Genomic DNA, 19925 nt, shown 5'->3' with positions numbered 1-19925 from the left:
GTGCCCTAAGGAGCGTCCGCCATGAGCCGGTCACGGTCGGCCGACGTCGTCTCGACGTCCCTCATGCCCTCCTCCCTCGCCGACGCGCTGGACGGTGTGTACCACAACCCGACCGGCATCGACGACCTCTACTCCAGCGAGCCCACGGAGCGCTCCCCGCGCGACCCGATGGCCGGCGACCTGGTCCGGATCAACGCGACCACCTGGCCGGTCGAGCCCGGCCAGAGCGTCCGGGTGAGCTGGACGCGCAACGGCACGGCCCAGCCGCCGGTCGGCGCGGCCTGGGACCACAACAGCGGCGGCAACAGCTACTGGCGGGCCGACCTCGGCCCGTTCGCCCGCGGCGACCGCGTCTCCTACACGGTCGAGGCCGAGGTGAACGGCGGCGGGCGGCGCGGCATCGGCCCGTTCGCGTTCACGGTCACCTCGTGGAGCACGGTGACGGAGGTGACCGCGTTCGCCGACAACGGCACGTCGGTGGACGTCACGACCGGCGACAGCGCGGGCGACTTCACGCCGAGGATCCGCTTCGCCTTCCCCGCGCCCGGCCGCTTCGCCACGCAGATCGCCCCCAGCGGCGCGGGCCTCGGCATCTCAGGCCTGCCCGGCTACAAGGTGGCCGACTCCCCCGGCACGCTGACGATCTCCACCGGCTCGCTCGTGCTGGAGATCCAGAAGTCGCCGTACCGGCTGTCGGTCCTCCAGGGCGACGGCACCACGCCGATCACCCGCCAGTCCGACCCGGCCGTCTTCCGCAACCTCGGCTGGGCCAGCGACGGCGCCACCACGATCACCAGGATCGAGGACCACTTCCTGTCGCCGTCGGGCGAGCGCTTCGAGGGCTTCGGCGAGCGCTACGACCGCCTGGACCAGCGCGGCACCGACGTGCACAACTACGTCTACAACCAGTACCGCGACCAGGGCGCCACCCGCCGCACCTACCTGAGCGTGCCGTTCTTCCTCAACTCGGCCGGCTACGGCCTGCACGTCGCCGGCACCCGCTACGCCGTCTTCAACCTCCACACCCACCTGGACGACCTGGCCGGCTTCACCGTGGACACCGGCGGCGCCCTGGACTCCACGCTCACCTACCACCTGTTCACCGGCACGCCCGCCGAGATCCTGGACAGCTTCACCGCGCTCACCGGCCGGCCGCAGCTCCCGCCGAAGTGGGCGTTCGGGGTGTGGATGTCGGCCAACGAATGGAACACCCAGGCCGAGGTGACCCGCGAGCTGGCGAACGTGGCGGCCCACCGGGTCCCGCACACCGCGATGGTGCTGGAGCAGTGGAGCGACGAGGCCACGTTCTACCTCTGGCACGGCGCGACGTACGCGCCGCGGCCGGGCGGCGAGAAGCCGCGCTACGCGGACCTGACGTTCCCGCCCGGCACCGCCTGGCAGGACCCGAAGGCGATGGTCGCCGACGCCCACACCCGGGGCATCAAGGTCGTCCTGTGGCAGATCCCGGTGCTGAAGGAGCACTTCGACGTCAACCCGTCGGCCGCGCCGCAGCAGCACCTCAACGACAAGGCGTACGCGCAGGCGCAGGGCCATGTCGCCCGCGACGCGACCGGCGCCCCCTACCGGATCCCGACCGGCCAGTGGTTCGGCGACAGCATGGTGCCCGACTTCACCAGCCCGGCCGCCACGGCCTGGTGGATGGGCAAGCGCGACTACCTGCTGGACGAGGTCGGCATCGACGGCTTCAAGACCGACGGCAGCGAGGCCGTCTTCGGCAGGGACGTGCGCTTCGCCGACGGCCGCCGCGGCGACGAGATGCACAACGCCTACCCCAACAGCTACACCGGCGCCTACGACGCCTACGTCAGGGAGCGCAGGCCGGACGGCGCGATCTTCAGCCGGGCGGGCACCACGAGCGCGCAGACCCGGTCGATCTTCTGGGCGGGCGACCAGAACTCCAGCTTCCCCGCCTTCCAGGAGGCGGTGCGGGCCCAGCTCAGCGCCGGGCAGTCGGGCGTGCCGTACACGGCGTGGGACCTGGCGGGCTTCACCGGCGACTTCCCGAGCGCCGAGCTGTACCTGCGCTCGGCGGCCCAGGCCACGTTCTCGCCGATCATGCAGTACCACTCGGAGAAGTCGGACCCCGGCCGGTCCGAGGCCCGCACGCCGTGGAACGTGCAGGCGCGCACCGGCGACACCCGGGTGCTGCCGATCTTCCGCACGTTCGCCCGCGTGCGCATGAGCCTCGTCCCGTACCTGTACACCGAGGCCAGGGCGAGCGCCGGGACGGGCGCGCCGATGGCGCGGGCCATGAGCTTCGCCTTCCCCGGCGACCCGGCCGCGGCGGCGCGCGACCAGCAGTACCTGTTCGGCTCCCAGCTCCTGGTGGCGCCGGTCACCACGCAGGGCGCCACCGTCAAGGACGTCTACCTGCCCGCCGGCGAGTGGACCGACCTGTGGAACGGCGGCCGCTTCACCGGCCCCGGCGTCAAGACCTACGGCGCGGGCCTGGACACCATCCCGGTCTACGCCAGGCCGGGCGCGATCATCCCACTCAACCTCGGCGACGGCTACCTGCTGGGCGGCGAGATCGGCAACAGCGTGGACGCCTACCAGAACCTGACCTTCCGCATCCATCCGGCCGGCACCACGTCGTACGCCTATTTCGAGGACGCCGCCGGCGCCGTCCGCACCTTCACCTCGGCCGCGGACTGGGCCGCCCACACGGTCACCGTCACCGTGCCCCCGCTCACCACCACCGGCACGCTCCAGGTCGCCAGCACCCGCCCGGCGTCGGTGACTGGCGCCACCCCCCGGGCCGGCCTCGCCGGCCTCCAGGCCGCGCCCGAGGGCTGGTGGTGGGACCCGGCCCGGCAGCTCACCCACGTCAAGCTGGCGAGCGCCGCCGCCGCCCGCACCGTCACGCTCGCCGGCGTGGACAAGGCGGCCTACGAGGCCGAGTTCGCCACCGGCACCGGCACCACCGTCGGCACCGACCACCCCGGCTACACCGGCACCGGCTTCGCGGACGGCTTCGCCACCCCCGGCGACGCGCTGACGTTCCAGGTCAACGCGGACGCGACGGGCGGGCACCTGCTGCGCTTCCGCTACTCCACCACGGTCGCCGCCACCCGCACGATCCACGTGGACGGCGCCGCCGCCGGCACGCTCGCCCTGCCCGCCCTGCCCGGCTGGGACACCTGGGACACCGCCACGCTGGCCGTGCCGCTCACCGCCGGCCCCCACAGCGTCACCGTCGCCTACGGCGCGGCCGACACCGGCGGGATCAACCTGGACCATCTGGTGGTGGCCCGGCCATGAGAGGCTCGCTGCTCGTCCTGGCCGCGCTGCTGGTGCCGGTGGCGCCGCTGGCCCTGGTGTCGTCGTCCGCGCAGGCGGCGGTGCGGCGGGTGGAGTTCACCAGCGGGCCGGCGTACCTGGTGGTGGAGTTCCTGGACGACGACCTGGTGCACTTCGAGCTGGCCCAGGGCCCGCCGCCCGGCACCGGCACGCCGATCCCCGTCACCCCGCAGGTCGCCAGGACCGACTACCCGGGGCCGGAGAGCTTCACCCAGGCGGGCGCCACCATGACCACCTCCGCGATGAAGGTCGAGGTGGCGGCGGGCACCTTGTGCGTGAAGGTCTCCGACCCGGCGCGGCTGCTGTACGAGGCGTGCCCGCGCAACCTCTCCCAGGCGTGGAAGGGCCTGACCATCGCCAAGGGGGCGATGCGGAACGCGTACGGGCTGGGCGAGCAGTTCTTCATGGGCGGCAGCGCCGACGGCGACTGGGTGGGGCGCGTCCGCGGCCCCGGGGGGCCGTTCGGCAACGCGATGGTGTTCGACACCGACAACGGCCCGGTCGGCAACGCCCAGATCCCCGTGCTGTTCGCGGTCGGCGCGGGCGACCTCACCTACGGGCTGCTGCTGGACCAGGTCTACAAGCAGGAGTGGAACCTGGCCGGCGACCCGTGGACCGTCGACACCTGGGGCGACCAGCTCCGCTGGTACACGATGACCGGCCCCGGCCTGCCCGACCTGCGCGCCGACTACCTGGAGCTGACCGGGCGGCCGCCGGTGCCGCCGAAGAAGGCGTTCGGCTTGTGGGTGTCGGAGTACGGCTACGACGACTGGGCCGAGATCGACGCCCGGCTGGCCGGGCTGCGCGCGGCGGCGTTCCCCGTGGACGGCTTCGTGCTGGACCTACAGTGGTTCGGCGGCGTGCGGCAGGGGTCCGACAACACCCGCATGGGCTCCCTCACCTGGGACCCCGCCGCCTTCCCCGACCCGGCGGCGCACCTGGCCGCCTACCGCGACCGGCAGGGCCTCGGCCTGATCACGATCGAGGAGTCCTACGTCGGCCGGGGCCTGCCCGAGCACGCCGACCTCGCCGCCCGCGGCTACCTCGTCCGGGCCGGCTGCCCGTCCTGCGCCCCCGTGTACCTGACCGGCAACGACTGGTGGGGCCGCGGCGGCATGATCGACTGGACGCGGGACGCCGCCGGCGACTACTGGCACGCGCTCAAGCGGCAGCCGCTGGTCGACGCCGGCGTCATGGGCCACTGGCTGGACCTCGGCGAGCCGGAGATGTACGACCCGGGCGACTGGACCGCCGGCCTGCTGCCCGGCGAGCACGCCCACGCCGACTACCACAACCTCTACAACCTCAAGTGGGCCGAGAGCGTCGCCCGCGGGTACGCCTCCGGCGACCGGCGCCCGTTCATGCTGACCCGCTCGGGCGCGGCCGGCCTGCAGCGGTTCGGCGTGGCCATGTGGTCGGCCGACATCGGCTCCCGGCTGACCGCGCTGGCCCAGCAGCAGAACGCGCAGATGCAGATGTCCATGTCCGGCATCGACTACTACGGCTCCGACGTCGGCGGCTTCCACCGCGACGAGCTGAACTCCGACCTGGACGAGCTCTACACGCAGTGGTTCGCCGACGCCGCGTGGTTCGAGGTGCCGGTGCGCCCGCACACCGACAACGCGTGCAACTGCCGGCACACCGCCCCGGACGAGGTGGGCCACGTCGCCAGCAACCTGGCCAACCTCCGCCAGCGCTACGAGCTGACGCCCTACTACTACTCGCTGGCCCACCGCGCCCACCTCTACGGCGAGCCGGTCGTGCCGCCGCCGGCGTTCTACCACCAGGACGACCCGGCCCTGCGCGAGATGGGCGGCGAGAAGCTGATCGGCCGCGACCTGCTGGTGGGCGTCGTCGCCGGCCGCGGCGAGCGCGAGCGGGACGTGTACCTGCCCGCCGGCACCTGGTACGACTACCACACCGGAGAGAGGCTGACCAGCACCGGCCAGTGGTTCATGGACCGGCCGCTGTGGGTGGACGGCGTCTTCCGCCTGCCGGCCTTCGCCCGGGCCGGCGCGATCCTGCCCAAGATGCACGTGGACGACAGGACCATGAACGTCCTGGGCCGCCGCACCGACGGCACCACCCGCGACGAGCTGGTCGCCCGCGTCTACCCCGACACCGCCGCCACCGCCTTCACCCTCTACGAGGACGACGGCGCCACCACCGCCTACCGCGCCGGGGACGTCCGCACCACCCGGATCAGCCAGCGGCGGACCGGCGACACGGCCACCGTCACGGTCGAGCCGGCCGACGGCTCCTACGCGGGCGCGCCGGACAGCCGCCAGGCCGTCGTCGAGCTGGTCACCGGCACCCAGGCCGCCGCCGTCACGCTGAACGGCGCCGCGCTCCCCCGCCTGCCGACCAGGGCCGCCTTCGACGCGGCGCCGAGCGGCTGGTACAACGCGGGCGGTGACCTGGTGGTCGCCAAGTCGGCCGGCATGCCCGTCACGGCGGCGCGGACGTTCGCGTTCACGCTGGGGCAGCCGCCGGTGTCGGCCACGTTCCGCTGCGAGAACGGCACCACCAGGCCCGGCCAGTCGGTCTACGCCGTCGGCGGCGTCCCGCAGCTCGGGGCGTGGTCGGTGGCCGACGCGGTCAAGCTGTCGCCGACCGCGTACCCGGCCTGGACCGGCACCGTCACCGGCCTGCCGCCGGAGACGACCGTCGAGTGGAAGTGCGTCAAGCGGCGGGAGGACGGCTTCCCCGACACCGCCGACCAGTGGCAGCCCGGCGGCAACACCTCGCTCACCACCCCGGCGAGCGGCGACGCCGGCACCACGACCGGAACGTTCTGCCCCCCATCGGGCCCTTGTGTAACAAACAGGGGCACGCAAGGGCCCATAGGGGTGTGGCTCATGTCGCGCCGATGACAGCGTGGTTTCACCGCGCCCGCATTCACAGAACGACCGGCGCGGCCCATTGTTGATCGAGAACTCCGCACCCCCCATTCACCCCTCGCCGGAGGAGTTCCCATGCCCCGACGCATCCTCACCCTGCTCGCCGCCGCCGCGCTGCTGCTGGCGATCTCACCACCCGCCCAGGCCGCCGCCGCGGACGACGTCTACGTGGCGCTCGGCGACTCGGCCGCGGCCGGACCGCTCATCCCCGACCAGGTCGTCCCCGACCTGGGGTGCTGGCGTTCCGACCACAACTACGCGCACCTCACCGCCGAGGCCATCGGCGCCCGCACGCTGCGCGACGTCACCTGCTCCGGCGCCAAGACCACCCACATGTACCAGTCGCAGAGCACCGACCTCGGCTCGGTGGCGCCGCAGCTCGACGCGCTCAGCCAGGACACCACGCTGGTCACCGTCCAGATCGGCGCCAACGACGTCGGGCTGACCGACTTCATCGAGGACTGCCTGAACATCCTGCCGCCGCCCGTCGGCGACGCCTGCAACGACGACTACGTGGTCAACGGCCAGGACAGCTGGCGCGTCGCGACCGACGCCCTGCGGCCCACGCTGGTGCGGCTCGCCGCCGACATCCGCGCCCGCGCCCCGCAGGCCCGGATCTTCGTCGTCGGCTACGCCACCTACGCCCCGCCCAACGGCTGCTACCCGCGCGTCCCGATCATCCGGGCCGACGCCAACTACATCCGCGCCACCCTGCAGTACTTCAACCAGATGCTCGCCGAGCAGGCCGCGGCGGCCGGCGTCGGCTTCATCGACCTGCAGACGCCGAGCGTCGGCCACGACCCCTGCGCGTCGGCGAGCACCCGCTGGATCGAGCCGTACGTCCCGGCCTCCCCGGCCGCGCCCTTCCACCCCAACGCGCGTGGCATGCGCGGCTTCGCCACCGCCGTGACCGCCGCCGTCTCCGGCACCTGACCGGCCGCCGCTACCGGTAGACGGCGTCGTCGATCGTGAAGCGGACGAGCTCGCCTTCCTCCCACAGCGGGGTGCCCGGCCACCAGCCGGCCCGCACGCGCCCCGGGACGGTGAAGCCGTCGAAGGTGAGCTCGTCCAGGCACTCCACCCCGAACAGGTGCCGCCGGCAGGCGCCCCTGTCCGGGTTGCCCCAACGCGGGACGGTGACCCGCTCCAGCCGCCCGTCGGCGGCCACGGTCAGGCGGACCTCGTGCTCCTCGCCGTCCACCGGCACCGACGCGACCGCCTCGCGCTCGTCGAGCGACTTCCAGCGCAGCTCGCCCGCTCCGGCGCGGTAACGGTCGAAGCCGCGGACCGGGAGCAGCCCGAGCCGGGTGTCGGCCGTCCAGACGTACCCCTTCAGGGGGGCGAGCACCTGCTGGGCGCGGAAGTCGCGCCAGCCGTTCAGCCTGATCGTGCCGTGCGTGCTGAGGACGACGGCGCGCAGCAGCGGCGTGCCGGGCGCGACGGCGTGCAGCAGCCAGCGGCGGGCGGGCTCGGGCAGCAGGCCGGCCTGGTCGGGGTCGAACGCCCGTACCCGGCCGGTGGGCTCCTGCAGCAGGTCCCAGTCCCGTCTGGCCTCGTCCGTGAGGTACGGGGGCGCGACGATGACGGTCATGGCGGATGCCACCTCCTTCCCTTCGAGGGTGCGCCGGGCCGGCTCGGGGCGACAGGGCCGTAGGTCCCCGGGCCGGCGGACCGGCGGGCCGGCGGGTCAGCGGACCGGCGGGTCAGTGGCAGCCCGTCGCGCCGAAGGCCAGGAACCGGGTGCTCTCCTCCTGGCTGAAGTTGTCGTCGGAGCCGATGACCAGCGTGCACTCGCCGGTGGCCAGGCGCGGGCCCCAGGCCAGGCCCTCGTAGTTCTCCGCGGGGTGGCCGGCCCGGCCCAGGTCGAGGACCAGGCGCTTGGCCACCGGCCGGTAGGGCGGCCCGGCGGCCAGGGAGCGCCGGCCCAGGACGTCCGTGGCGCCGCGCAGGTCGAACGCGTACAGGAGGGTGCGGTAGCCGGTGCCCTGGATCCAGGAGCGTTCGAGGGCGAGGTAGCGGTGCTCGTCCACGGCCAGGATCTCCGAGACGCCGCTGTCGGCGCCCCCGGTGGGCGGGACGGGCGCGGCGGCCAGCGCGTCGAGGGGGTAGGCGTACTGGGCGCGCAGCGCGCCCCGCCGGCTCCACACGGTCACCCGGGCCGTCGAGCCGCGCTCGGCGGTGGGCAGCGGGCCGTCCTCGTGGCGGGGACCCTCGGTGACGGCGGTGAACGCGCGGGGCGTGACCGCCAGGCCCTCGAACCCGAAGTTGCGCCGCGGCCCGCGCGCGGCGGCGGTCAGCCGCAGGCCGCGCGGCAGCGGGAGCCGGTGGAGGTGGCGTCCTTGCAGGTCCATGAGGCGGACGGCGGGCTGGGAGAGCGGGATGTCCGGGTTGTCGGTGTCGGGCCTGTCGCCCTCGTCGCCCCACAGCAGCCGGCCGCTCCAGCGGTCGAACCTGATCGACTCCGGGTCGGCCGAGCCGGGCTTGCCGTAGCCGGGGTAGGGGGTGCCGTCGACGCGGGTGAGCGTGGTGACGCCGGTCAGCCGCACGCCGGTGAACGCGCCGGTGAGGCGGTCGATGTCGAGGCGGCCGGTGTAGAAGCGGGCGGGGTTGTAGCGCCAGCGGTCGTCGGAGATGAGGTACCAGGTGCCGGTGCGGGGGTCGCGGTCGAGGCCGGACAGGCCGCCCACGGTGGTGCCGTCCAGGCGGGCCATGTGCGGCAGCCGCTGCTCGCCGAGGAAGCGGGTGATCCGGACGGGCTCCCGCCGCGTGACCGCCGCCGGCGCCGCCGACGCCGCCGGGTGCGCGGCGACCGTCGCCGCCATTGCGAGAATGACGGCGATCGCCATTGTTCTCCGCCTGTGAACCATTTATCTCCCATCATGGAATGGCGATGACGGGAGAATGAAATCGCGGATTTACCGGGAAGTCCACGCAGGTAGATGCCATTAAGACGGCTAATTCCGACATGTCACACAATAAAAATGCCCCCTAAGGAAAATCCGGCCGCCTTGGGCGCCCGAGGGCGGGTGATCCGGAGGCTGACCCAGGAGCGGATAGCCGGGGAGGAGGCGGAAACGGTGTGGGGTACGCCGGGTCAGGGAACCCGGACGGCGTGGGAGGCGGCCAGGCTCTGGCCCCACTCCCTGGCCCGGCCCAGCTCGCCCGCCACGAGCCGCCCCCGCGTACCGGTGACGTAGAAGCTCCACGCCGGACCGGCCGGCCGCACCCCCGCCCGGCGCAAGCGCCTGATGACACCCCGCGCCGCCGACCCGGGCAGGCGCGGCCTGGCGACACGGACGTCGAACGCCACCGCCTCAAGGGACGCCGACGACGTACGCAACACGCCCAGCCACTCGCGCACCCCGCACCCCTGAACACCCGGCGACGCGCCCCCGGCCTGCCGCGCGGCGGAGCGGCGGGTCGAGGCCCCGCTCATCCAGAACGCGTACGCCGGCGCCCCCACGACCAGCAGCCCCACGTCCTCGCCGATGGTCGCGGGCGCCGAGGCGGCCTCGGCCACCTCCGCCCGCATCCCGTCCGCCAGCCCTCTGGCCACGGCCTCGGCGATCGCCCTCGCCGCGTTGCCGGCCATCGACTCGTACACCACCAGCGCGTACATCCGCCTCCCCCTCCCCCGGCACGGCCCCGCGGCGGAACCCCTGCGCCTCCCCCAGCCTGGCGGGGACGGGCGCGGCGCGCCCGGGGACGAAGTCCCGGATCGCAGGGCCGTTGGTCCCTCCGTCCCGGGGAGAACACCGAGAAGGCCCCGGCGGGAACGCGGGAGACGGGCCCCGGCGGGAACGCGGGAGACGGGCTCTGGCGGGAACGCCGCCGTCAGCCGAGGGCGGCGGCCACGCCGTCCAGGATGAGCCGCAGCCCCCGGGCGAACGCCTCGTCCCCGGCCGGCTCGCCCCCCTCCCGGGCACCCGCGAGCGTCAGCGGGAACTCGGCGGCGTACGCCGCGTAGTCGGGACCGCGCCCGGCGGCCACCCGCTCGCGCCGGGCCTGCTCGGTGAGGACGAAGCCGAGCGTGTAGTGGCTGACGGTGCTGATGGCGTGCAGCCCCTGGGCGGGCGTGAACCCGAGGCCGGTCAGGATCTCCAGCTCCTTCTCGAAGGCGCGGGCCACGGTGAGGCCGGGGTCGCCGCTCGCGATCAGCCGCGCCCCGTCGCGGTGGCCCAGCAGCACGCCCCGGTAGTGGTGGGCGCGGCGGGCCAGCCACTCGCGCCAGCCCTCACCCTCGCGCGGGCCGCCCATGCCGGGGGCCAGCAGCTCGCGGGCCATCTCGTCGAGCAGCTCCTGCTTGTCGCGGAAGTGCCAGTAGAGCGCGGGGTTCTGCACGCCCAGGCGCGCGGCCAGGCGGCGGACGGTCAGGCCGTCGAGTCCCGCCTCGTCGAGCAGCTCCAGCGCGGCGCGGACGACGCTCTCGCGGGCCAGTCCTTTGGGTGCCATCGCCCGTCACTGTAACAGCGCTAAGGGAACCGGCGGAGCCGGGGTCAGGGCGGGCCGGGCTCACGGCGAGTGCGAGCCCGCGGGGTCGGCGCCGCGCGGGTCGGCGCCGCGGGATGCGGCATCGCGCGGGTCGGCGCCGCCTCCGGCGAGGGTCTCGCGGAGCCAGGCGCGTTCGGCGCGGCTGGTGGCGCCAGCGATGACGAGCATGCCGCGCCGGTAGGGATCGTCCATGTCGCGGGCGCGTACGGGCCGGTCGCCGTCGTAGAAGAAGCCGGCCGGCTGCTCCAGGAACCTCAGCCGCCGGGCCAGCACGGCGTGCTGGTCGGCGACGTCGGGCAGCAGCGACAGGAAGGCCAGGATGGTGAAGTAGCGGGTGCTGTCGGTGATGTCGTGATCGGCCGGCTCGCGGAGCCGGCGCAGCAGCTCGGTACGGCCGGCGCCGGTCAGGCTGAGCACCTGGCGCTGGGCCGCGGAGGCGCCCGGCTCGGCCCGCCGCTCCAGGAGACCGGCTCCCACCAGGCGGCTGATCGCCGGGTAGAGGCTGCCGTCGCTGACCGGGCGGGTGTGGCCGGACAGCGCGACCCACCCGACCGGGGCAGCCCCGGCGCCGAGCCCCGGCCCGGCCGCCACGACGGCCTGACGCCACGACCCGCGCCTGTCGGCTCCGGACGCCCCTCCGGCCGACCGGTGAAACCACGGCCCGCGCCCGCCGACTCCGGGCGTCCAGCCGTCAGACGAGGAAAGCAGCCGGCTCAGGGCAGCCCCCCATCAGGCGGGTGAAGCCGCGGGCTCCGGGTGTGCCGCTGTCAGGTGGTCCTGCCGCGGGCGCGGAAGGCGGCCGCCTTGGCGCGGTTGCCGCAGCCGCGCATGTCGCACCAGCGGCGGGTGCGCCGGTGGGAGGTGTCCACGTACAGGCGCGTGCAGGGCGCGGCCTCGCACTCGCGGACCAGCGCCGCCTGCGGTCCGCCCAGCAGCTCGGCGGCGGCGCGGGCGGCGGTGGAGAGCGCGGCCCGCAGGTCGCCCCGCCGCTCCAGGCCGTGCGCGGCGAGCAGCACGCCCGCCGGCTCGTGGGCGGCGGCCCGGTTGAGCGTCTCCCGGTCGGCCGGCGCGTACGGCGCCCCGGTGCGGGCGGCGGTGGCCAGCCGGTAGATCGCCTCGCGCAGCGCCACGGCCTCGGCGAGACCGTCCGCGTCCACGTCGGGCGGGGAGGTGAGGAGCTGGGCGGCGACCGTCCACCGGGCCAGGTCGCCGGGCGTGGCCAGCAGGTCCACGCGCGCGCCGCGCCGGTGGCCGACGGTGCCGGCCAGGTCGAGCCCGAGGTTGCCGCTGACGAAGGTGAAGTCCACCCGTCCATGATAACCGGATTGACAGGTTAGTTCCGGTACCGCCAGAGTTAGTAACCGTTGTCTGCGGTTACTTCTGGAGGTCGTGATGGGAGAAGGCACGCGCCGGTACGGGCCCCGGCACCGATGGGTGGTGCTGGCGGTCGGGGTCGGGGCGCAGGGGAGCTTCGCGGCGATGTTCTCCGGCATCCCGGTCACCGGGATCGCGATGCGTACCGGCTACCACCTGTCCACGGGCGCGCTCGGCGCGGTCCTGGCCTGCCTGGGGCTCGGCGTCGCGGTGTCGGACATCGCCTGGGGGCTGCTCACCGACCGGTTCGGCGACCGGCGCGTGCTGCTGATCGGGCTGACGTCCACCGGCGTGCTCATGGCGGTCATGGCCACCGCCGTCACGCCCGCCGACGGGGCGGGCGCGGTGGCGCTCGGCGCGGGGCTGCTGCTGGCCGGGGCGCTGGGCGGCAGCGTCAACGGGGCGTCGGGGCGGGCGATCATGACGTGGTTCGCCGAAGGGGAGCGCGGCCTGGCGATGAGCGTGCGGCAGACCGCGATCCCCGCCGGCGGGGCCGTGGGCGTCGCGCTGCTGCCCTGGCTGGCCGGCACGTACGGCTTCCGCGCCGCCTACTCCGTGCCCGCCACGATGTGCCTGCTGGCGGCGGCGGCCACCTGGCGCTGGCTGCACGAGCCGCCCGCCGCGCCCGGCCCCGCCCGGGACGGCGGGCCGCGGGCGGGACGCTCGCCGCTGCTGCGCTGGGACGTCTGGCGGCTGGCCCTGGCCGGGGCGCTGCTCACCGTGCCGCAGTTCGCCGTGCTCTCCTTCACCGCGATCTTCCTGCACGACGTCAAGGGCGAGGGCGCGGCGCTGGCCGGCGCCACCGTGCTCATCGCGCAGGTCGGCGGCGGCGTGGCCCGCATCTGGACCGGGCGGCGCACCGACCGGGGCGGCGACCGCCGCGGGTACCTGCGCGGCATCGGCGTCCTCAGCGGCGTGGCCATGGCCGGCGCCGCCGTGCTCACCGGCGCCCCCACCCCGGTCACCGTCGCCGCGCTCGCCGTCGCGGGGCTGCTGGCCAACTCCTGGCACGGCGTCGCCTACACCGAGATCGCCGCCATGTCGGGGGCGTCCAGGGCGGGGACGGCCCTGGGGCTGCTCGGCACGACGCTGTTCGGGGCGGGCTTCCTCACGCCGCTGCTCGTCCCCGTCGTGCTCGCCGCCTCGAACTGGGAGACCGTGTACGCCCTGGCCGCCGCCGCGTCCCTCCTCGCCGTCCCCCTGGCCCCCGGCAGGAGGACCCCGGCCGCCCCGCGACCGGAGGAGAGCACCCCCGAGAGCGGCCGCGCCGAGATGACGGCGGGGCAGGCGAGATGACGGAGAGACGGCCGGCCCGACGGAGAGACGGCCGGCCCGACGGAGAGACGGCCGGCCCGACGGAGAGACGGCCGGGCCGGCGGCGCGGCCCGGATGGCGATCGCCCCCGATTCACCCCGAGTGGCCGGGTGATGGTGGCGGTGTGCGGTCAGTGGTGCGGGGCGGTGGCGATGACGGCGGTGGCGTCCAGGTCGTCGGAGCCGGTGACGCGGGCGGTCAGCCCCGCCCGCTCGGCGGCCAGCGCGGTCGCGGCGGCCTGGCGCTCGCTGGTCTCCACCAGCAGGTGCCCGCCGGGGGCCAGCCAGCCGGGCGCGCCGGCGATCACCCGGCGGACGACGTCGAGGCCGTCGCCGCCGCCGTCGAGCGCGGTCAGCGGCTCGTACAGGCGGGCCTCGGGCGGCAGCAGGCCGACGGAGTCGGACGGCACGTACGGCGGGCTGGCGATCAGCAGGTCCACCCGGCCGCGCAGCGCCGCGGGCAGCGGCTCGTACAGGTCGCCCTCGTGGACGTGGGCGCCGGGCAGGTTGCGGCGGGCGCAGCGGACGGCGGCGGGGTCGAGGTCGGCGGCGTGCAACTCCACCGGCCGCTCCACCCCGGCGGCCAGCGCGGCGCCCATCGCGCCCGTGCCGCAGCACAGGTCGAGCACGACCGGCGTGCCGGGTAGCGCGCGGGCCAGGGCGACGGCCTGCCCGATGAGGAACGCGGTACGCGGCCGCGGCACGAACACCCCAGGCTCCACCACCAGCCGCAGCCCGCAGAACTCGGCCCAGCCCAGCACGTGCTCCAGCGGCTGCCCGGAGATCCGCCGCTCGGCCATGATGGCCACCTCGCCGGGGGTGCGGGCGGTGCTGAGGATCAGCTCGGCCTCCTCCTCGGCGAACACGCAGCCGGCGGCCCGGAGCCTGGCGACGAGATCCGGGTCCGCGACGGGTTCCTGACCCGGCACATGCGATGAAAAGACCGACATGAGCGTCTTTCCTATCAGAGACCGCTCATACCACGGCGATCCGCCCCTCCGAAGCGGGGTCACAGGGACGGCACCACCCGAATGGAGCCCGCCGCCCGGGCCCGCCTCAACGGGGGCGGGCGGCGGCGTGGCAGGCGCCGTAGCCGTCGGCGCGCAGGGTGACGCGGCCCCCCTCGACGCGCAGGGCCGTCTCGGTCGCGTCGCTCACCTCGCGTACGCCGGCCGCCGCCGCCAGCTCGCCGGACTCGTCGTACACGACCCGCAGCCGCGGCCAGGCCGGGCGGGGGAACGCCTGGCGCAGGCAGCCGCACAGGTCGGCGAGGGCCAGCCGGGCCAGGGGGAACAGCTCGGCCGGCTCACCGGTGACGACGACGGCGGTGACCCCTGCGCCGGGGGACGCGGCCCGTACGGCGTCCTCGACGGCCGACAGCCGGTGCAGCCCGAGCACCGCCACCACCCCGTCGGCCTCCAGGGGGGCGGGCTCGCCGGTGACCGCGTCCGGCACGGGCGAGGGGGGCGACCACGGCTCGTCGCCCGCCGACACGCGCGGCAGCATGGGCGCGACGAACCACCGGTCTCCGAGGTCGAGCCCGGCCAGGTGCTCGCAGGCCCGCACGACGTTGAACGGCTCCACGAACCCCGGCGCCGCGGCGGCGAGCTGCCCGGCCCCGTGCAGCACCGTGAGCGCGGCCTCGGCGAGCCGTACCAGCCGCCCGTCCGGCGTGGGCGGCGGCCGCAGCCGCTCCAGCGCCAGCCCGAGCAGGATCGCGTTCAGCTTCATGAGCTGCGCGTACGGGACCCGGGTGAACTCGTCGGCGAGGATCTCGGGGATCAGGTCCATGCCGAGCCGGCTCGGCCCGCGCTCGTCGTCGGTGGCCAGCGGCAGCCGGGTCACCCAGGCGCGGGCCACCGCCCCCAGCGCCTCCTGCACCGTCAGCGCGGGCTCCTCGGGGGCGGGCGGCGTGGCGGACTCGGCCAGCTCGGCCAGCACGGCGAAGTACAGGGCGCGCTTGCCCGGGAAGTTGGAGTAGACCGCGCCGCGGGTGAGCTCGGCGCGGTCGGCGATGTTGTCGATCTTCGCTTCGCGGTATCCGCGCTCGGCGAACTCCGCCCTGGCCGCGGCCAGCACTTTCGCCCTGTTGCGCTCCTGCGCCTGCGCTCTGGTGAGCCGGACCATCGCCCTCCTCGATTGCCGTGACCCGGCGGTCAGGATACCGTGAACACTCAAATGATGAGATCATCCGAAATCCGAGGTGCCATGTCCGGCGTGCTTGAGCTCCAGATGACCGACCCCGCGCTGCTGCGCGACCCCGGCGCCGCCTACGTGCGGGCGGCCGCCGACGCCCCCGTGGCCCGGCTGGTCGGGCCAGGGCTCGCGTTCTGGGTGGTGCTGCGGCACGCCGAGGGCCGCGCGGTCCTGTCCGACCCGCGCCTGCGGACGAACGAGGACAGTTACCTGCGGCCGGACGTCCCCGCCGACTGCCTGCCCTACATGCGCACGATGACCGAGATGAACGGCGCCGAGCACGCCCGGCTGCGCCGCCTGGTCGCGCCCGCGTTCACGCCGCGCAGGGCGGCCGAGTTCCGGCCGCGCGTCGAGCGCGTCGTCGGGGCGCTGCTGGACGAGCTGCCCGGCCGCGCCGGCCCCGACGGCACGGTGGACCTGCTGGAGCACTTCGCCCGGCCGCTGCCGATGGAGGTGATCTGCGAGCTGACCGGCATCCCGGCCGCCGACCGGCCGGCCTGGCGCGAGTGGGGCGCCGCCGTCGCGGCGGGGCACGGCGAGGCGTTCGGGCAGGCCATCCCCCGCATCCTGGACGGCGCCAGGGCCGCGGTGGCCCGGTGCAGGGCCGAGCCGGGCGACGACCTGATCTCCGAGCTGGCCCGCGTCCAGGAGGAGGACGGCGACCGGCTGTCCGAGGCCGAGCTGGTGACCCTGGTGTGGCAGCTCGTCCTGGCCGGGCAGACCCCGACGAACCTCATCGCCAACGCCGTGGCCGTCCTGCACGAGCACCCCGGCCAGCTCGCCGCGCTGCGCGCCGACCCGGAGCTCATGCCGGGCGCCGTCGAGGAGCTGATGCGCTGGTGCGGGCCGCAACTGCTGACCATCCCCCGCTTCACGACGGAGGAGATCGAGATCGGCGGCGTGCCCGTGCCGGCGGGCGAGCCGGTGACGGTCGCGATCCCGGCCGCCAACCGCGACCCGCGGGTGTTCGCCGATCCGGACCGGTTCGACGTGACGCGGGAGCCGGCGGGGCACCTGGGCTTCGCGCACGGGCCGCACTTCTGCGCCGGGGCGTCGCTGGCCCGCGTGCAGACGGCGGTCGCGCTCGGCGCGCTGCTGGACCGCTTCCCCGGCCTGGCGCTCGCCGGGGAGCCGCCGCGCGCCCCCGACCCGGGCACAGCGCGGCTGCTGTCCCTGCCGGTGACCCTGGGCGCGGCGGGCTGAGGGCGGGCTGAGGACATGGCACGGTCAGGCGAGCCGGCGTGCTCGTTCTGCGGCAGGGACCGGCACGAGGTGCGGCGGCTGATCGCGGGGCCCGCCTCGGTCTGCATCTGCGACGGCTGCGTGGCGCAGTGCACCGAGCTCGTGGCCGAGGAGGAGCCAGTGGCCCCGGGCGGGCGGGCGCCCGAGCTGCCCCGGCCGCGCGAGATCCACGCGTTCCTGGACCAGTACGTCATCGGCCAGGACGGGGCCAAGCGGGCGCTGGCCGTGGCCGTCTACAACCACTACAAGCGCCTGCGCTCCCCCGCCTCCAGGGATGACCCGGTCGAGCTGGGCAAGTCGAACATCCTGCTGCTGGGCCCGACCGGCAGCGGCAAGACGCACCTGGTGCGGACGCTGGCGCGGATGCTGGACGTGCCGTTCGCCACGGCCGACGCCACCGCGCTGACCGAGAGCGGCTACGTCGGCGACGACGTCGAGAACATCCTGCTCAGGCTCGTCCAGGCGGCGGATCACGACGTGCGGCGGGCCGAGACCGGCATCGTCTACCTCGACGAGATCGACAAGCTCGCCCGCAAGGCCGCCAACCCGTCGATCACCCGCGACGTCTCCGGCGAGGGTGTGCAGCAGGCGCTGCTGACGATCCTGGAGGGGACGGTGGCGAACGTGCCGCCGCAGGGCGGCCGTAAGCACCCGCACCAGGACCTCATCGCCCTGGACACCACGAACGTGCTGTTCATCGCCGGGGGCGCGTTCGCCGGGCTGGAGCGGGTGATCGAGCGGCGGGCGCTGCGCAGGGCCGCCGGGTTCGGCGGGACGCCCCACCGGCCGCCGGACGAGGACGTGCTCTCCCACGTCATGCCGCAGGACCTGGTCGCCTACGGGCTGATCCCCGAGCTGACCGGGCGGCTGCCGGTGCTGGCGACACTGCGCCCGCTGGATCGCGCCGGGCTGGTCCGGATGCTCACCGAGCCGCGCGACGCGCTGATCAGGCAGTACCGGCGGCTGTTCGAGCTGGACGGCGTGGAGCTGGAGTTCACGGAGGAGGCGGTGGCGGCGGTCGCCGAGCAGGCGCTGCTGCGCCGCACCGGCGCCAGGGCGGCCCGCGCGGTCCTGGAGGAGGTGCTGCTCAACGTGATGTACGAGGTGCCGGACCGGCGGGACGACGTGGCCCGGGTGGTGATCACCCGGGACACGGTGCTGCACCACGCCGCCCCGGCCCTGGTCCCACGCGACCGGCGCCGCTCCGCCTGACGCCGCCGCCCGGGGTGCCGGTTTTTCCCGGAGGATGAAACCTTTCTTCTCCGGGATGGAACCGCACGGCGGGGGCGGAGGGTCCAAGACATGGGCGACGTTCCACACCGGCGGCCGTTCGCGGAGCCGGAGTCGCCGCGGACGGCCCTTCCCGTCCGCAGGCGCCACTGGGCGTCGCCCCCACCAGGGCCCCCACCAGGCCCGGCGTCCCGCGCTCAGGCGCCCGCGAGGGTGCCGTCGAGCACCCGGCCGAGGAACGCGTCCAGGTTGGCCACGGCCCGCGCGACCCGCTCCTCCGGCGTCAGCGACTCGAACCGCACGCCCAGCTCGGTCCGCTTCCTGCCGCGCGCGTAGAGCGGGCAGGCCAGGTCGGCGCACATGTAGACGCCGACCGTGTTGCCCTGGCGGCCGGCGGCGCCGACCCGGGGCGCGGTGAACAGGGCGACGCCGGTGCCCGCGTGCGGGGTCACGCACACCGAGCACAGGGTGCTCTTGGCGAGGCTCCTGCGTACGTCCTGGGCCAGGCGCAGCGCGACGCCGACGAGCCCGTCGCCGCGCTCGGCCACCAGGTAGGCGCGCTCGGGCGCGCCCGGGTCACGCCAGCCGAGGAAGTCGAGGTCGGGCCAGGGCGCGGCGGCCAGGTCGCGCGGGAGGCCGAGCCTGCGGGCCTCCCCCTTGGAGCAGTTGACGAAGGACGCGCGCAGGTCGCGCTCGGTGACGGGGTTCATGTGCCTTCCTCGAACCTAGGATTACTAGGCCCGAACCTAGAGGCACTAGGAAGGAGGGTGCAAAGGGTTTTCGCCTCACAACGTGGTGGTCAGGACCGGACGGCCCCGCACGCCGGGGTCGGCCGCGAACACGGCCCCCGCCTCCGGCTGCTCCGCCCGGTCCACGCCCAGCGCGGACGTGGTGATGAACAACCGGCCGAGGTCGTCGCCACCGAAGGCGACGGCGGTGACCTGGCGCGCCGGCAGCGTGACGACGGCGTCCAGGCGGCCGGCCGGGTCGTAGCGGTGAACGGCCCCGCCCTGCCACAGCGCCACCCACACCCCGCCCTCGGCGTCGACCGTCAGCCCGTCCGGCAGGCCGTGCTCCGACTCGACGTCCGCGAACGGCCGCCGCCCGCTCAGCCCCTTGACCGGGTCGTAGTCGAACACGTCCACCCGGCCGGTGGGGGTGTCGGCGTAGTAGGCGAGCGAGCCGTCGGGGCTGAAGTCGAACCCGTTGGAGATCGTCACCTCCGGCAGCACCACGCGCAGCGTCCCGCCGGGCTCGGCCACGTAGAACGAGCCGCGCCCGGGAGCCTCGTCGTAGGCCATGCTGCCGATGTAGAAGCGGCCGTCCGGGTCGCAGCCGCCGTCGTTCATCCTGACCGACGGGTCGCTCCACGCCTCGCCGAGGCCGCGCAGCGGGGCGTCGAGGTCGTCGGAGTCGGCCAGCAGCAGCTCGCGCTCGGCGGCGACCACGTACCCGGCGGTGGCGCGCGGACGCAGGGCCGCGGCGACCTTGCCCACGTGCCGGCGCCGTACCGTCGTGCCCTCCAGCGCCAGCACGTCGCCGGCCATCATGTCCACCCAGCGCAGCCCGCCCCAGCGCGCCGACCACACGGGCCCCTCCCCGTGCTCGGCGACGGGGTCGGTCACGGTGTACGCGGTGATGCTCATGCCGGTCTCCTCCAGGGGTCCTGTCACGTCAGGACGATGCTCCCACGGGCGCCCGGGACGACGGCGCGGCGGAGAGCGGCGCGTTCAGCCGCGGCGCGAGCGGGGGTTCAGCCGCAGGCGGGGGTTCAGCCGCAGGCGGGGGTTCAGCCGCAGGCGGGGGTTCAGCCGCAGGCGGGGGTTCAGCCGCAGGCGGGGGTTCAGCCGCAGGCGGG

The 19925-nt window shown here is 75.0% G+C and carries 16 protein-coding genes; 6 read left to right on the top strand and 10 right to left on the bottom strand.

Annotation, left to right across the window (positions count from 1 at the left end):
- Nucleotides 1-21 precede the first annotated feature (21 nt).
- The 3 genes from AB0H75_RS17700 to AB0H75_RS17690 all read left to right on the top strand — a co-directional run bounded on the left by AB0H75_RS17700 (nt 22) and on the right by AB0H75_RS17690 (nt 7154).
- Nucleotides 22-3282 carry a TIM-barrel domain-containing protein gene (locus AB0H75_RS17700; protein ID WP_367797252.1) on the top strand — a complete coding sequence of 1087 codons (3261 nt, stop codon included), beginning with the start codon at nt 22-24 and terminating at the stop codon, nt 3280-3282.
- Nucleotides 3279-6194, top strand: a complete 2916-nt coding sequence (locus AB0H75_RS17695) for a TIM-barrel domain-containing protein (RefSeq protein ID WP_367797250.1) — start codon at nt 3279-3281, stop codon at nt 6192-6194. Before AB0H75_RS17700 ends, AB0H75_RS17695 begins: the two co-directional genes overlap by 4 nt.
- 102 nt (nt 6195-6296) lie before the next feature.
- Nucleotides 6297-7154, top strand: coding sequence for an SGNH/GDSL hydrolase family protein (locus AB0H75_RS17690; RefSeq protein WP_367797248.1), 858 nt, complete (start codon nt 6297-6299; stop codon nt 7152-7154).
- A 10-nt stretch (nt 7155-7164) separates the two neighbouring features.
- Here AB0H75_RS17690 and AB0H75_RS17685 read toward each other — a convergent pair whose 3' ends face one another.
- From AB0H75_RS17685 to AB0H75_RS17660, 6 genes are all read right to left on the bottom strand, one after another.
- Nucleotides 7165-7812, bottom strand: a complete 648-nt coding sequence (locus AB0H75_RS17685; RefSeq protein WP_367797246.1) for a DUF6544 family protein — start codon at nt 7810-7812, stop codon at nt 7165-7167.
- 112 nt (nt 7813-7924) lie between these two features.
- Nucleotides 7925-9043 carry an esterase-like activity of phytase family protein gene (locus AB0H75_RS17680; RefSeq protein WP_367797244.1) on the bottom strand — a complete coding sequence of 373 codons (1119 nt, stop codon included), beginning with the start codon at nt 9041-9043 and terminating at the stop codon, nt 7925-7927.
- A gap of 272 nt (nt 9044-9315) precedes the next feature.
- Nucleotides 9316-9840 (bottom strand): flavodoxin, encoded by a 525-nt coding sequence (locus AB0H75_RS17675; protein WP_367797242.1) that lies wholly within the window; start codon nt 9838-9840, stop codon nt 9316-9318.
- A gap of 215 nt (nt 9841-10055) precedes the next feature.
- Nucleotides 10056-10673 (bottom strand): TetR/AcrR family transcriptional regulator C-terminal domain-containing protein, encoded by a 618-nt coding sequence (locus AB0H75_RS17670; RefSeq protein ID WP_367797240.1) that lies wholly within the window; start codon nt 10671-10673, stop codon nt 10056-10058.
- A 60-nt stretch (nt 10674-10733) separates the two neighbouring features.
- Nucleotides 10734-11303, bottom strand: a complete 570-nt coding sequence (locus AB0H75_RS17665) for a PadR family transcriptional regulator (RefSeq protein ID WP_367797238.1) — start codon at nt 11301-11303, stop codon at nt 10734-10736.
- A 176-nt stretch (nt 11304-11479) separates the two neighbouring features.
- Nucleotides 11480-12019 carry an ABATE domain-containing protein gene (locus AB0H75_RS17660; RefSeq protein ID WP_367797236.1) on the bottom strand — a complete coding sequence of 180 codons (540 nt, stop codon included), beginning with the start codon at nt 12017-12019 and terminating at the stop codon, nt 11480-11482.
- Nucleotides 12020-12104: 85 nt separating this feature from the next.
- Between AB0H75_RS17660 and AB0H75_RS17655 the strand changes: the two genes are divergently transcribed.
- Nucleotides 12105-13382, top strand: a complete 1278-nt coding sequence (locus tag AB0H75_RS17655; protein WP_367797234.1) for an MFS transporter — start codon at nt 12105-12107, stop codon at nt 13380-13382.
- 148 nt (nt 13383-13530) lie between these two features.
- Here AB0H75_RS17655 and AB0H75_RS17650 read toward each other — a convergent pair whose 3' ends face one another.
- The gene (locus AB0H75_RS17650; protein ID WP_367797232.1) at nt 13531-14328 is read right to left on the bottom strand and encodes a putative protein N(5)-glutamine methyltransferase; all 798 of its coding nucleotides are present in this window, start codon (nt 14326-14328) and stop codon (nt 13531-13533) included.
- Nucleotides 14329-14455: 127 nt separating this feature from the next.
- Nucleotides 14456-15526 (bottom strand): TetR/AcrR family transcriptional regulator, encoded by a 1071-nt coding sequence (locus tag AB0H75_RS17645; RefSeq protein WP_367797230.1) that lies wholly within the window; start codon nt 15524-15526, stop codon nt 14456-14458.
- Nucleotides 15527-15607: 81 nt separating this feature from the next.
- Here AB0H75_RS17645 and AB0H75_RS17640 point away from each other — a divergent pair, with 81 nt between their 5' ends.
- Together AB0H75_RS17640 and clpX are read left to right on the top strand one after the other, a co-directional pair.
- Nucleotides 15608-16798 carry a cytochrome P450 gene (locus tag AB0H75_RS17640; protein ID WP_367797228.1) on the top strand — a complete coding sequence of 397 codons (1191 nt, stop codon included), beginning with the start codon at nt 15608-15610 and terminating at the stop codon, nt 16796-16798.
- Nucleotides 16799-16813: 15 nt separating this feature from the next.
- Complete coding sequence (gene clpX, locus AB0H75_RS17635; protein ID WP_367797226.1) at nt 16814-18049, top strand: ATP-dependent Clp protease ATP-binding subunit ClpX; 1236 nt, start codon at nt 16814-16816, stop codon at nt 18047-18049.
- Nucleotides 18050-18264: 215 nt separating this feature from the next.
- On the opposite strand, the gene AB0H75_RS17630 is transcribed toward clpX, so the two are convergent.
- Together AB0H75_RS17630 and AB0H75_RS17625 are read right to left on the bottom strand one after the other, a co-directional pair.
- On the bottom strand, nt 18265-18777 hold the full coding sequence (locus AB0H75_RS17630) for an FBP domain-containing protein (protein WP_367797224.1): 513 nt from the start codon (nt 18775-18777) through the stop codon (nt 18265-18267).
- Between the two features lie 75 nt (nt 18778-18852).
- On the bottom strand, nt 18853-19713 hold the full coding sequence (locus AB0H75_RS17625) for an SMP-30/gluconolactonase/LRE family protein (protein ID WP_367797222.1): 861 nt from the start codon (nt 19711-19713) through the stop codon (nt 18853-18855).
- Between the last annotated feature and the right edge of the window lie 212 nt (nt 19714-19925).

The sequence above is a fragment of the Nonomuraea sp. NPDC050783 genome, from assembly GCF_040802095.1.
Lineage (GTDB): Bacteria > Actinomycetota > Actinomycetes > Streptosporangiales > Streptosporangiaceae > Nonomuraea.
The sequence above is the reverse complement of the archived record's forward strand: the minus strand, read 5'-3'. Positions and strand labels throughout refer to the sequence as shown.

What these genes read in the sequence shown, in the direction of transcription:
- AB0H75_RS17700 (WP_367797252.1), top strand. Translation starts at nt 22, where the DNA reads ATGAGCCGGTCACGGTCGGCCGACGTCGTCTCGACGTCCCTCATGCCC.
- AB0H75_RS17695 (WP_367797250.1), top strand. Translation starts at nt 3,279, where the DNA reads ATGAGAGGCTCGCTGCTCGTCCTGGCCGCGCTGCTGGTGCCGGTGGCG.
- AB0H75_RS17690 (WP_367797248.1), top strand. Translation starts at nt 6,297, where the DNA reads ATGCCCCGACGCATCCTCACCCTGCTCGCCGCCGCCGCGCTGCTGCTG.
- AB0H75_RS17685 (WP_367797246.1), bottom strand. Translation starts at nt 7,812, where the DNA reads ATGACCGTCATCGTCGCGCCCCCGTACCTCACGGACGAGGCCAGACGG.
- AB0H75_RS17680 (WP_367797244.1), bottom strand. Translation starts at nt 9,043, where the DNA reads ATGGCGGCGACGGTCGCCGCGCACCCGGCGGCGTCGGCGGCGCCGGCG.
- AB0H75_RS17675 (WP_367797242.1), bottom strand. Translation starts at nt 9,840, where the DNA reads ATGTACGCGCTGGTGGTGTACGAGTCGATGGCCGGCAACGCGGCGAGG.
- AB0H75_RS17670 (WP_367797240.1), bottom strand. Translation starts at nt 10,673, where the DNA reads ATGGCACCCAAAGGACTGGCCCGCGAGAGCGTCGTCCGCGCCGCGCTG.
- AB0H75_RS17655 (WP_367797234.1), top strand. Translation starts at nt 12,105, where the DNA reads ATGGGAGAAGGCACGCGCCGGTACGGGCCCCGGCACCGATGGGTGGTG.
- AB0H75_RS17645 (WP_367797230.1), bottom strand. Translation starts at nt 15,526, where the DNA reads ATGGTCCGGCTCACCAGAGCGCAGGCGCAGGAGCGCAACAGGGCGAAA.
- AB0H75_RS17640 (WP_367797228.1), top strand. Translation starts at nt 15,608, where the DNA reads ATGTCCGGCGTGCTTGAGCTCCAGATGACCGACCCCGCGCTGCTGCGC.
- clpX (WP_367797226.1), top strand. Translation starts at nt 16,814, where the DNA reads ATGGCACGGTCAGGCGAGCCGGCGTGCTCGTTCTGCGGCAGGGACCGG.
- AB0H75_RS17630 (WP_367797224.1), bottom strand. Translation starts at nt 18,777, where the DNA reads ATGAACCCCGTCACCGAGCGCGACCTGCGCGCGTCCTTCGTCAACTGC.
- AB0H75_RS17625 (WP_367797222.1), bottom strand. Translation starts at nt 19,713, where the DNA reads ATGAGCATCACCGCGTACACCGTGACCGACCCCGTCGCCGAGCACGGG.